This is a genomic window from Pantoea sp. AG1095, from assembly GCF_003208415.1.
GTDB classification, from domain to species: domain Bacteria; phylum Pseudomonadota; class Gammaproteobacteria; order Enterobacterales; family Enterobacteriaceae; genus Pantoea; species Pantoea leporis.
In genome coordinates this window covers 171,405-183,994 of sequence record NZ_QKMJ01000009.1, presented here as the reverse complement: position 1 = coordinate 183,994, position 12,590 = coordinate 171,405, and the positions used below count along the sequence as shown (strand labels likewise).

The 12,590-nt window shown below is 56.0% G+C and carries 12 protein-coding genes; 4 read left to right on the top strand and 8 right to left on the bottom strand.

Annotated elements, in window-relative coordinates; genetic code table 11:
• Positions 1–31 precede the first annotated feature (31 nt).
• On the bottom strand, positions 32–895 hold the full coding sequence (locus DEU53_RS17875; RefSeq protein WP_110867930.1) for a carboxylate/amino acid/amine transporter: 864 nt from the start codon (positions 893–895) through the stop codon (positions 32–34).
• A 336-nt stretch (positions 896–1,231) separates the two neighbouring features.
• Between DEU53_RS17875 and glpT the strand changes: the two genes are divergently transcribed.
• On the top strand, positions 1,232–2,572 hold the full coding sequence (glpT, locus tag DEU53_RS17870; RefSeq protein WP_110867929.1) for a glycerol-3-phosphate transporter: 1,341 nt from the start codon (positions 1,232–1,234) through the stop codon (positions 2,570–2,572).
• A 33-nt stretch (positions 2,573–2,605) separates the two neighbouring features.
• Here glpT and yigL read toward each other — a convergent pair whose 3' ends face one another.
• Together yigL and pldB are read right to left on the bottom strand one after the other, a co-directional pair.
• Positions 2,606–3,406: a sugar/pyridoxal phosphate phosphatase YigL gene (gene yigL, locus DEU53_RS17865; protein WP_101763744.1), complete on the bottom strand. Its 801-nt coding sequence runs from the start codon at positions 3,404–3,406 to the stop codon at positions 2,606–2,608.
• Positions 3,407–3,443: 37 nt separating this feature from the next.
• Positions 3,444–4,436, bottom strand: coding sequence for a lysophospholipase L2 (gene pldB, locus DEU53_RS17860; protein ID WP_101763745.1), 993 nt, complete (start codon positions 4,434–4,436; stop codon positions 3,444–3,446).
• 103 nt (positions 4,437–4,539) lie between these two features.
• Here pldB and rhtB point away from each other — a divergent pair, with 103 nt between their 5' ends.
• Positions 4,540–5,163, top strand: coding sequence for a homoserine/homoserine lactone efflux protein (rhtB, locus tag DEU53_RS17855; RefSeq protein ID WP_110867928.1), 624 nt, complete (start codon positions 4,540–4,542; stop codon positions 5,161–5,163).
• A 137-nt stretch (positions 5,164–5,300) separates the two neighbouring features.
• Here the strand turns inward: rhtB and rhtC are convergent, their stop codons facing one another.
• From rhtC to pldA, 3 genes are read right to left on the bottom strand one after another with little or no spacing between them, the layout of a single operon-like run.
• Complete coding sequence (gene rhtC / locus DEU53_RS17845) at positions 5,301–5,924, bottom strand: threonine export protein RhtC (RefSeq protein WP_110867926.1); 624 nt, start codon at positions 5,922–5,924, stop codon at positions 5,301–5,303.
• A gap of 12 nt (positions 5,925–5,936) precedes the next feature.
• The gene (recQ, locus tag DEU53_RS17840; protein WP_101763748.1) at positions 5,937–7,763 is read right to left on the bottom strand and encodes an ATP-dependent DNA helicase RecQ; all 1,827 of its coding nucleotides are present in this window, start codon (positions 7,761–7,763) and stop codon (positions 5,937–5,939) included.
• 23 nt (positions 7,764–7,786) lie between these two features.
• Entirely contained in the window at positions 7,787–8,665 is an 879-nt protein-coding gene (pldA, locus tag DEU53_RS17835) for a phospholipase A (protein ID WP_101763749.1), read from the bottom strand.
• Positions 8,666–8,830: 165 nt separating this feature from the next.
• On the opposite strand from pldA, the gene DEU53_RS17830 reads away from it, so the two are divergent.
• Both DEU53_RS17830 and rarD read left to right on the top strand, forming a co-directional pair.
• The gene (locus DEU53_RS17830) at positions 8,831–9,301 is read left to right on the top strand and encodes a thioesterase family protein (protein ID WP_110867925.1); all 471 of its coding nucleotides are present in this window, start codon (positions 8,831–8,833) and stop codon (positions 9,299–9,301) included.
• A 22-nt stretch (positions 9,302–9,323) separates the two neighbouring features.
• Positions 9,324–10,223: an EamA family transporter RarD gene (gene rarD, locus DEU53_RS17825; protein WP_110867924.1), complete on the top strand. Its 900-nt coding sequence runs from the start codon at positions 9,324–9,326 to the stop codon at positions 10,221–10,223.
• Here rarD and DEU53_RS17820 read toward each other — a convergent pair.
• Complete coding sequence (locus tag DEU53_RS17820; protein ID WP_101763752.1) at positions 10,194–11,246, bottom strand: AbrB family transcriptional regulator; 1,053 nt, start codon at positions 11,244–11,246, stop codon at positions 10,194–10,196. The genes rarD and DEU53_RS17820 overlap by 30 nt on opposite strands.
• 145 nt (positions 11,247–11,391) lie before the next feature.
• Complete coding sequence (gene corA, locus DEU53_RS17815) at positions 11,392–12,345, bottom strand: magnesium/cobalt transporter CorA (RefSeq protein WP_008105777.1); 954 nt, start codon at positions 12,343–12,345, stop codon at positions 11,392–11,394.
• Positions 12,346–12,590: the final 245 nt, after the last annotated feature.

The window sequence follows — 12,590 nt, the reverse complement described above, 5'->3', positions numbered from 1 at the left end:
TCCTCTGCCGCGCTATCTCTTCCCTTTTAGCCTATGCGTTGCTTTTCTTACCTAATACCCAGCGTTTGTGCACATAAAGGGATGCGAAAATCACGGCGGCACCGGCGAGAAAACTTGGCCAATGCGGTTTCTCCTGCCAGATCGCCTGATTCACCAGCAAGCCCGCTGGCACATGCATGTTGTTCATAATACCTAGCGTGCCAGCATCCACCTGCGTAGCGCCGTAGTTCCACATGAAGTAGCCCAAACCTGAAGCCGCCACGCCCAGCCACACCAGAATGCCCCACTGCAGCGACGTGGTCGGCAGTTTGTTCGGATTGCCCCACAAGCTCCAGGCGATCACCGCGATCATCACCGCGCCCAGATAGAACCACGAAAATGCGGTGTGCTGCGGCATCGGGCGAGTTTCCTGCAGGCGTTTGTAGCCCACCATGCCGATGGCGAAGCAGATGTTTGCCGCCTGTACCAGCAGCAAGCCAAACCAGAAATGGTCGCTGACTTTGTCGTAACGAATAATCGCCGCACCAATTACCGCCAGTAGCGCGCTGAAGGCATAGCCGATACGCAGCGGACGTCGGCTGAGCAAATCGTAGATCAGCGTGACATACAGCGGCGTCATCACGGTGAACAGCAGGAACTCGGTCACGCTGAGATACAGATAAGCCTCAAAGCTTAATAAATACATGATGCCAAGCTGCAGCATGCCCACCAGCATATACAGCAGGATGGTGGAAGCACGGTAACCGCGCCAGCGCAGGAACGGCAGGAAAACGATGGCGGCGAGCGCCAGACGCATCAAAACAGAGAACCAGGAATCCACCTGACCAGCAAGGTATTCTCCGATCAAACTGAAGGAAAAGGCCCACAGAATGGTGGTAACGATCAGTAACGGCACGGTAACGATCCCAAAATGAACAGTGGCGCTAGTGTAAACAAACTGTCGAAATCGGGGTGAACTATCTGGTTTACAAGTGGATAAAATAACGACGAATAATTTTCGAACCTCATTTTTACACTCGGGTAAAAATGCGCGAAATACAACATTTCCTGGTTTTTTTCGCTCTCAATTGTCATAAAACTGTAACATATGTGTCACATGTCACAGTAACTGCGCGTGACCATCACTATCCTTTGCGCGAAATGGAAACTTCGCTTTGCCATTTTTACTGCCTGTTTTTGCCCCAACCTGCTGGGAACTCATAACTATATCGCGCCCTGGAGGGCCACACTCATGTTGAGTATTTTCAAACCTGCACCGCATCGCCCACAAGTGGCCGATGATCGTGTTGATCCGCTTTATCGTCGTCTGCGCTGGCAGATTTTCCTGGGAATATTTTTTGGCTATGCCGCCTACTATTTGGTGCGTAAAAACTTTGCGCTGGCAATGCCTTATCTGGTGGAACAAGGCTTCTCGCGCGGCGATCTCGGCTTTGCGCTATCGGGCATTTCCATCGCTTACGGCTTCTCGAAATTCATTATGGGCTCGGTCTCAGACCGCTCGAATCCGCGCGTGTTTTTGCCCGCCGGATTGATCCTTGCCGCAGCGGTAATGTTGGTGATGGGGTTCGTGCCGTGGGCCACCTCCAGCATCATGGTGATGTTTGTGCTGCTGTTCCTGTGCGGCTGGTTCCAGGGCATGGGCTGGCCGCCGTGCGGGCGCACCATGGTGCACTGGTGGTCGCAGAAAGAGCGCGGCGGAATTGTGTCGGTGTGGAACTGCGCGCATAACGTCGGTGGCGGTATTCCTCCGCTGCTGTTCCTGCTCGGCATGGCGTGGTTTAACGACTGGAAAGCCGCGCTGTATATGCCGGCGTTTGGCGCCATCCTCATCGCGATTATTGCCTTCGCCTTGATGCGTGACACACCACAATCTTGCGGTTTACCGCCGATTGAAGCGTGGAAAAATGATTATCCGCCGGATTACAACGAGGATCACGAGCAGGAGCTGACGGCGAAGCAGATTTTCATGCAGTACATTCTGCCCAACAAGCTGCTGTGGTACATCGCACTGGCGAACGTGTTTGTATACCTGCTGCGTTACGGCATTCTCGACTGGTCGCCGACCTACCTGAAAGAGGTGAAGCACTTCACGCTGGATAAATCCTCGTGGGCCTACTTCTTTTACGAATATGCCGGTATTCCCGGCACGCTGCTGTGCGGCTGGATGTCGGACAAAGTGTTCCGCGGCAACCGTGGCGCAACCGGCGTGTTCTTTATGACGCTGGTGACCATCGCCACCGTGGTGTACTGGCTGAATCCTCCAGGCAATCCAGGCATCGACATGCTGTGCATGATTGTGATCGGTTTCCTGATTTACGGTCCTGTGATGCTGATTGGCTTGCACGCGCTGGAACTGGCACCGAAAAAAGCGGCCGGAACGGCAGCCGGCTTTACCGGGCTGTTTGGCTATCTCGGCGGATCGGTCGCGGCGAGTGCGATTGTCGGTTACACCGTGGATTATTTCGGCTGGGACGGCGGATTCATTGTGATGATTGGCGGATCGGTGCTGGCAGTGATTCTGCTGCTGCTCACCATGGTCAGTGAGCACAAGCACAAGAAACAATTGGCATAACTAAAAAGGGCCGGTGATGACCGGCCCTTTTTTCTAGGCGAGGAAAAGTTTACGCAGCGTGTGCGGCACAGCGTCATCCGCGTTGCTGCCAATCACTTCCAGCGTCGGCAAGGTATCTTTCAAACGCTGCTGCGCATTGCGCATGATGCAGCCTTTGCCCGACATGCTGAGCATCTCCACATCATTCATGCCGTCGCCAAAGGCGATGCACGCTTTCAGCGAGTGGCCGAGCTGTTTCGCTACCGCTTCCAGCGCGTGACCTTTGGAAACGCCGCCCGCCATCACTTCCAGACACGTTGGCAGCGAGAAGCTGACATTCACGCGATCGCCCCAGCGCGCTTCAATCGCCTGCTCCATGGGAATCAACCGCTCCGGATCTTCGCAGGTGAAGAACACTTTGCTGATGCCATCAGTCGGCAGCATGCCCGGCTGGTAAACCTGATAGTTAAACACCGATTCACGGAAATAGTCCTGCTCATCCGGACGATGACGGCTCATGAACCACTCATCGTCGCGATAGACGTGCGTCAGGATATGCTCGTCATGATATTGCAGGCCATAGAGATCGCTGGCGATGTCGGCGTCAAGATTGTGGCTGAACACCAGTTCACCTGCGGCATTGTGCACGCGTGCACCATTAGACGTGATCATGTAAGCCGGAATGCCGAGCTTATCGCGCATCTGTCCGACGTCGATGTAGTGACGGCCGGTGGCAAAGACAAAGTGGATATCACGCGCCACCAGTTCCTGCAGCGTGGTGCGCGCGAACGGCGTCAGGCGGTGGTCCGGAGAGAGCAGCGTGCCATCCAGGTCGGATGCGACGATGTGATACATGTAAACCTCGGGTGTTGATATCGGAAAGTAAAATTGATTAAGCGTGGCGTTCAAAGAAATCGACCACCGCGTTTAGCGCTTCGGCACGCATCGCGTCTGTTTCAAACAAGATCTCATGACGCGCTCCTTTGATCACATACGGCGCGTTGCCCGCGCAGGGATGTCCTGCTGCGGCCATCGCCGTACAAAATAGATTTTGTGAGCGGTTATCCACCACATCATCTTCACTGGCCTGCAGCAGCAAGGTCGGCGTGGTGATGTTCGCTACCTGATTGAAGATGTCCCGCCCGGCCTGCACGCCTTCGCGCACCCAGTGATAAGTGGGGCCACCGACGCGAATTGCCGGATCGTCGGCGTAAAAACGCAGGTTACGGCGATAACGTTCGCGGCTATGCGTCAGGCGGTTGATGCCAAACGGATTGGCGCGCCAGCGCCCGGTGCCCAGCGCGTAACCTTCACGCAGCGCCGGCAGTTTCTCGGTCCAGTCCAGAATGCGGTGCGCCATCCAGTCGGGCAGCGGCAGCACAATGCCAAACATCGGCGCGGAGAACACCGCAGCATGAAACGCCTGCGGCTGACGCGCCAGAAACAGCGCTAAAATCGCGCCGCCCATCGAGTGGGCCAGCACGTAGCGCTGCTGATAATGTGGACTCACGATCTCTTTCAGATACAGCGTTTCCAGATCGTCAACGTAGTCGCCAAATTCCACTACATGGCCGCGATGCGAATCTTCCAGCAGACGCTCGGAACGTCCCTGACCGCGATGGTCGAGAATCACCACATCGTAGCCGCACATGAACAGGTCGTAAGCCAGTTCGGGATACTTGATGTAGCTCTCAATGCGGCCAGGCACGACCAGAATGACACGGCGATGTTGCGGTGAGGTGAAACGGACGTAGCGAATCTTCAGGTTGCCGACGCCGGTAAATTCACACTCTTCACGGCGACGCCAGAAGTCGAGCAGCGGACCGGTGGCAAAGGCCGAAAAGCCTCGCTCACGTCCGAGCCAACTCTGTTTATGCTGCTGCATCCGTCCCCCTGAAAAAACGTGATTTGCGCGCCTGTGCTGCGTAGCATGCGGCGATTTTCTGTCGTATTGTGTCACACTTCGCTAACTTCAGGGAATGTCACACATGACCATTGAATGGTGGTTAACCTATCTGCTGACCACAACCATCCTCAGCCTTTCACCCGGCTCCGGCGCGATCAACACCATGAGCACCGGCATCAGTCACGGCTATCGCGGCGCAGCGGCATCGATTACCGGCTTGCAGCTGGGTCTGGCCATTCATATTGTGCTGGTCGGCGCCGGTTTAGGTGCGCTGTTTTCCCAATCGATTCTGGCGTTTGAAGTCCTGAAGTGGGCCGGTGCAGCCTATCTGGTATGGCTGGGCATTCAGCAGTGGCGCTCCGCGGGTGGCATCGACCTTGACGCCGTTGCCAAAGCGATGCCGCGTCGCCGCCTGTTTAAGCGTGCAGTGTTGGTGAACCTCACCAACCCGAAAAGCATCGTGTTTCTCGCTGCGCTGTTCCCGCAGTTTATTCAGCCGCACCAGCCGCAGCTCATGCAATATCTGGTGCTGGGCATGACCACCATTGTGGTCGATATCATCGTAATGATTGGTTACGCCACGCTGGCAACGCGTATCGCCGGCTGGATTAAAGGACCGAAGCAGATGAAGCTGCTGAACCGCACCTTTGGTGGATTGTTTATGGCAGTAGGCGCGCTGCTAGCCAGCGCACGCAGAATGGCGTAAAAGAAAATCGCACCCACTTCAAAGCCGTCGGTGGCGCAGCCAGTTCGGTGCCGGCCAGCGCGCAGCCCCCGGAGCGTACACGTCGTACATGAGGAGGGCGAGCACTGCCCGGTACCGAAATGGCAAGTAAACCAGGCTTAACGTGAAATGATGAGGTGAATGCCAAAACCGGCGAATAACACGCCCGCCATACCATCCACCCACTTCGCCATTCGCTGATACTTATCACGCATCCACGGCATAGCGAAAATCGCCGCCACCAGCGTAAACCACGCGAACGTCTCTCCGATAATCAGCAGGAACAACCCCCAGCGCTCCATCGCGCCAACGTCGTTACCAACAAACAATGAGAATACGCTACCGAAGTAGATGATCGCTTTTGGGTTCGACAGGTTAGTCAGGAAACCTTTCAGGAAGCTCATGCCCTTTTTCGGCAGCTCAACCACCGGCGCTTCCGATTGTGGCTGCTTGTGACGTTGACGCGCTGAGCGCATCAGCTGCCAGCCCATCCACAGCAGATACAATCCGCCGCCGACCATAATGATTTCATGCAGCCAGGCCATTTTTTCCAGGATCAGATGCAGGCCCATCAGCGCCACACCGGCCCAGATCACAATGCCCAACGTAATGCCCAGAACGCCCATCATCGCCTCTTTGCGCGAGCGGCTTGCCGCCGTTTGCGACACAAAGAAGAAGTCCGGGCCGGGACTCATCAGCGCAACCAGATGCACCAGCGCGACAGTGGCGAATAACATCAGCATGAATTTTTTCCTTTAACCTTCATCAACATGTTCTTTGATCATCACCAGGAACGGCTTACCAAAACGCTCCAGTTTGCGATGACCGACGCCGTTCACGCTGAGCATTTCTGACGCGCTAATCGGCATTTGTTCTGCCATTTCAATCAGCGTGGCATCGTTAAACACCACGTACGGCGGAATATTCTCTTCATCAGCAATTGCTTTGCGCAGCTTACGCAGCTTGGCAAACAGCTGGCGATCATAATTGCCGCTGTGCACTTTCGGCGAACTGCTGCCGCGCGTTTTCACCGTCACGATACGCGGCACCGCCAGCATCAGCGGCACTTCCGCACGTAATACCGGACGCGCCGCTTCGGTGAGTTGCAGCGCCGAATGCATGGCGATGTTTTGCGTTACCATCCCGAGGTGAATCAGCTGACGCAGCACGCTGATCCAGTGTTCGTGGCTGTGCTCGCGGCCTAAGCCGTACACCGGCAGTTTGTCGTGGCCGTTGTCGCGAATACGCTGATTACTGGCGCCGCGCAAAACTTCAACAATATAGCCCATCCCAAAGCGTTGGCCGGTACGATAGATGCTCGACAGCGCCTTTTGCGCCTCCAGCAAACCGTCGTAGCGACGCGGCGGATCGAGGCAGATATCGCAGTTATCGCACTGTTGCTGGCGACCTTCTCCGAAATAGTTCAGCAACACCAGACGACGACAGGTTTGCGCTTCAGCAAACGCGCCCATCGCGTTGAGTTTGTGGCGTTCTATATCCTGCAACGGGCCGGGCACTTTCTCTTCCAGACATTTACGCAACCACGCCATGTCAGCCGGATCGTATAGCATCATCGCTTCGGCAGGCAGGCCATCGCGCCCGGCGCGGCCGGTTTCCTGATAATAGGATTCGATGTTGCGCGGAATATCGAAGTGCACCACAAAGCGCACGTTGGGTTTGTTAATGCCCATCCCGAACGCCACGGTGGCGACCACGATTTGCAGATCGTCACGCTGAAAAGCTTCCTGCACGCTGGCACGCTGCGCGCTATCAATGCCGGCGTGATACGCGCCAACGCTCAAACCACGGCTCTGCAGGCGCGCGGCGGTGTCTTCCACTTTGGCGCGGCTGTTACAGTAAATGATGCCGCTTTTGCCGCGCTGATCCTGCACATAACGCAGAAGTTGCTCAGTGGGTTTGAATTTCTCCACCAGCGTGTAGCGAATATTGGGGCGGTCAAAGCTGCTGATTTGAATCAGCGGATCGTCCATCTGCAGCAGATGGACGATATCGTTACGCGTGGTTTCATCGGCGGTGGCGGTCAATGCCATGACCGGCAAATCAGGGAAGTGCTGACGCAGCTGGCCGATCGAGCCATATTCCGGACGGAAATCGTGGCCCCACTGCGAAATACAGTGCGCTTCATCCACCGCCAGCATCACCGGATTCCACTGGTGCAGGCTGTCGAGGAAATTGTCCATCATCAGACGTTCAGGCGCGATATACAGCAGCTTGAGCTTGCCGGTACGACAATCCGCAAACACCTGCTGCTGCTGCTCACGCGTCTGCGTCGAGTTGAGGCACGCTGCAGCCACGCCGTTGGCCAGCAGCTGATCGACCTGATCTTTCATCAGTGAAATCAGCGGTGAAACCACCAGCGTCAGCCCTTCGCGCACTAGCGCCGGGATTTGATAGCACAGCGATTTGCCGCCGCCAGTCGGCATCACCACCAGACAATCGCGTCCTGACAGGGCGGTTTCGATGATGTTTTGCTGACCTGGGCGGAACTGCTGATAGCCGAAGGTATCTTGTAATACCTGCTGCGCCAGCATTTCCTGATTAAGCACTGCCGATGTTGCCACGGTAATCCTGTCTTTGTTGCGGGTTAGAACAGATCGTTGAGCGTCACGCCCACGCCGAAGCGCGTCTGGCGATGGTTATAGTCGATCAATGATTCACCATAACCGCTGAAGACCTGCGTGTAAAAGCGCACGTGTTCAGAGATTGGGTAGCTCCAGGCGAAGGTTGCACCGCCAAAGCCGCTGTTCCAGTTGTAGTTACCTTCCACGCTGAAAATGTTCTCGCCCATCATGTAGCCGAGCTTGGCGCGGTAGTAACCCATGTATTTGGTGATGTCCGGGTTATCGTCATTGCTTTCACTTTCAGGCAGACGATACCAGGGTTTGATCTCTGCGAGCAGATTGCCGTTCTGTGCCATGAAGCGCGCGTAAACACGGTTCCAGCTGCGTGAGGTCGGCTCGCTGCGGCCGTTCGACTGATGCACTAAGCCGGTTTCCACATCGCGTAAGGTCCAGCCTGCGAAGGTGTAATCGGTGGCCCAGCCGAGGAAAATTTGTGGCTCATAATCGGTTTCACGGAACGGTGATGACGCACCACGGTTCGAGAGCTGCCACCACGAGCGCTGAGTATAGGACGCCGCCAGCACCGAGTTATCGCCTAAAATGCCGCGCCACAGCGGAAACGCCAGGCTGAGCTGGAATTTTACTTCATCATTTTTAGCTTTGTCTGCCCAGTTGTACGAAGAGATCGCCTCTTTGTTCATGTCGCTGGTGTAGGTGTAGAGCAGATAGTTATTTTCGTAAGGATAAAGCACGAACGGGTTATCGTGTTTCTCCAGCAGGTTAGCGATAATGCTGCCCTTCACTGCCGGTGCATCATGAACCTCTTTTATCGTGGCTTCTTCAGCCTGCGCCAGGCCAGGAAGGATCAGCGCCGCGGCCAGCAAGGCGTAATGCTTACGCATAGAATTCTCCAGAGAACTGCGTGTCGTAATCGTCAAGTGACGGTTCAAAAAGCAGGCCATTCTACACGCAAAACCTGCGGTTGATCAGCGCCGATTTCCGAAACTGGAAAGCGGCTCGAACGCGGCATAATATACACAACTCGTTAACATTTTAAGGCAGGCATTATGTCATCCCCGTTGCTGACACAGCAGGAAGCGCGTCGTCTGATTGGCGAAATCTTTGTTTATCACATGCCCTTCAATCAGGCGCTCGGATTAGAGCTGGATCGACTGGAAGCGGATTACGCCGAACTCGGCTTCGCCAATAAAACCATGCTGGTCGGCAACGCGGCGCAGCAGATTCTGCACGGCGGCGTGATCGCTTCAGTGCTCGATGTCGCCGCCGGGCTGGTGTGTATCAGCTATGCGCTGACGCGTCAGGAGAGCATTACCGAGGAAGAGCTGCGTCAGCGCCTGTCGCGCATGGGCACCATCGATATGCGCGTGGATTATCTGCGCCCTGGCCGTGGCGAGCGCTTTGTCGCCACCAGCAGCCTGCTGCGCGGCGGCAACAAAGTCGCTGTGGCGCGCGTGGAGTTACATAACCAGCAAGGCGATTACATCGCCACCGCTACCGCCACCTACATGATTGGCTAATCAGTATTTTTGGAATGACATGATGGATTCGCAACAAACTCGCCAGGGTATTGGCTATGCGCTCGGCGCTTACTTCATTTGGGGCATTGCCCCCGCCTACTTCAAACTGGTCAAAGAGGTGCCCGCTACCGAGATCATGACGCATCGCGTGATTTGGTCCGCACTGTTTATGCTGTTGTTGATCACATTGACGCGCAGCTGGGCGCAGGTACGTAGCGTACTGGCTCAGCCGAAAAAGGTGCTGCTGCTGGCGCTGACCGCCATCACCATTGGCGCCAACTGGCTGCTGTTTATCTGGGCAGTGAACAATCAGCACATGCTGGAAGCCAGCCTCGGCTACTTTATCAACCCGCTGATTAATGTGGTGTTTGGCATGCTGTTCCTGCGCGAACGCTTCCGCCGCTTGCAGTGGCTGGCGGTACTGCTGGCGACCACCGGCGTGCTGGTGCAGCTGTGGCAGTTTGGATCGCTGCCGATTATCGGCCTTGGCCTGGCGTTGAGTTTTGCTTTGTACGGTTTGGTGCGCAAAAAAATTCAGGTCGATGCGCAAAGTGGCATGTTGATCGAAACGCTGTGGCTATTCCCGCTGGCGGCGATTTACCTGTTTGGTTTTGCCGATAGCGCCACCAGCCATCTCAGCGCCAACGCCATGAGCCTCAATCTCAAGCTGGTCGCGGCGGGCATTATCACCACCATTCCGCTGATGTTTTTTGCTGCCGCCTGCGCGCGTCTGCGCTTATCGACCGTCGGTTTCTTCCAGTATCTGGGTCCGACGCTGATGTTCCTGCTGGCGGTGCTGTTCTACGGCGAGCGCCTGACGCCGGATAAAATGGTGACCTTCGGCTTTATCTGGCTGGCGCTCGCCGTGTTCATTATTGATGCGGTTGCGTTCTCAGCTCGGGCGCGCATGCGCGTAGCGTGAAATAAAACGCGCCAGCGCCGGACCGGTAAGCAGAATGGTGAACAGACGCAGCGTCTGCAGCGCCATGACAAAAGCCATATCGACGCGCGTGCCGGCCGCAATAATCGCCACGGTATCCAGCCCACCCGGGCTGGTTGCCAGATAGGCGGTCATCAGATCGACGTGTAGCACGCGCGTTAGCATCCAGGCTAATCCGCCGCACAACAGCATCAAACCAAAAATCGACAGCAACATTTGCGGCAGCGTTCGCAGCGCAAGTTTGAAAATCGGTCGGGTGAAACGCAATCCCACGCTCCAGCCAATCAGTGCATAGGCTAGCGCCAGCAGCCATTCCGGAACCTGTAAAGTCGCCACATCGGTGCCGTGCAATACCGCACCGATCAGCGCGGGTAGCAGCAAGGCACCAGAAGGAATTCGCAGCCTCTGGCCGAGCCACGCACCGGCGACCATCACCAGCAGCGTCAGCAGAAAGCTGCTGTGCAGCGCGGGAAACCATACCAGATCAGCTGCACCGCCGTGGGTGCCGAGGCCAATGCGCGCCACCACCGCCGCAGCGGTGGCGACAAACAGCACGCGCAGATACTGCATAAACGCCACCAGCCGCACATCCGCCCCGAAATCACCGGCCATCGCCACCATCGCCGAAGCGCCGCCGGGCGACGATCCCCATGCGCCGGTTGGGCCGGGCAAACTACTGAAGCGTACCAGCAGAAAACCGGACAGGCCGCTGGCCGCCAACGTCAGCACCAGCACCGCCAACACCACCGGCCAATCCTGAATCAGCGGCGTGAGAATGCCCGGCGATAAGCTCTGGCCAATCATGCAGCCGAGCACCGCTTGTGCCAGCACGAAGAAACGTTTATCGATGCGAACAGTCGCGCCGGACAAGCCCATAAAGGTGCCGACGATCATCGGGCCAAGCAGCAAGGCCGCAGGAAGATGGAACAGCTGGAGGATAATCCCCAGCACTAACGAAGCAATCAGCAGCAGTGTCCACTGAAGTCGCAATGAGAAGCGCGCCATAGGAGAGAATCAGATAGTGAGCAGAGCCAACAGGTTACGCAGAAAATTTAAGTTTATCTACCAGGTCGCTATAAATGGCGCCCCTACATTTGTCATGAGCGGTTTTGTAGGGTCGTCATTCATGACGACCTGGACTTGAGAACGGTTACAACCAGTTCTTGCGTTTGAAATAGAGGTACGGCGCCAGGCCAGCGAGAATCATCAGGCTAATCGCGCCCGGATAACCAAAGCTCCATTTCAGCTCCGGCATAAACTCGAAGTTCATGCCGTAGCTGGATGCCACCAGCGTGGGCGGCAGGAATACCACCGAAACCACTGAGAAGATCTTGATGATGCGGTTCTGCTCAATATTGATGAAGCCCATTGCCGCCTGCATCAGGAAGTTGACCTTCTGGAACAGCGATTCGTTATGCGGCAACAGCGATTCGATATCGCGCAGGATTTCACGCGCCTGCTCCAGCTGGTTGCCCGGCAGACGCGCTTTGCGCACCAGGAAGTTGAGGGCACGCTGGGTATCCATCAGACATAACCGCACTTTCCAGCCGATATCTTCCAGCTCCGCCAGACGTGACAGCGCCTGATCGTACTCTTCGCCCTGCTGGCCTTCCATTATCACGCGGCTGAGTTTCTCCAGCGCGCTATAGATGTTCTCGATCTCATCCGCCAGCTGTTCGATTTTGGTCTCAAACAGATCCAGCAGCAGCTCATAGGCGTTGCCATCGGTCAGCATCTGGTTGCGCGCACGCATGCGATAGAGACGGAAAGCTGGCAGTTCGCGTTCGCGCAGCGTATACAGGCGATCTTCGCGGATGGTGAATGCCACGGTGGAGTTGCCAGCGTGGTCTTCGGCATCTTCAAAGAAGAAGAAGGAGTGAATGTGCAGGCCGTCTTCGTCTTCGAAGAAACGCGCCGAGGCTTCGATGTCTTCCAGCTCCGGACGCGTCGCCAGGCTCTGGCCGAGCTCGCATTGCACGCGATCGCGTTCGCTGTCGTCAGGTTCGATCAGATCGACCCAAACAGACGTGTTGAGTTTGTCGTTATCTTCTTCCAGCTCGATGCGCGTCAGGCGATTACGATCGAGTTTAAATGCGCTCAGCATAGCAATAACTCCCCATTTTTTCGGAATGGGACAAGGCGGTGACCACTGTAAATTACGGGCACGGCGAAGCCTGAACACGGAAACTTTCGCTTCAAGGGTAAATCAGTGCTAACTCACGCGACGAGAGTAAAAAAGGGAGGTCGCTGTTAACCGCTAAGGCTACCAGCTAAAAGAGGTAACCTTAGGAGTTCCTGTTAAACAGGTGATTGAGCCAGCATCGACTGGGCGCGTCCAAGGCATTGTCC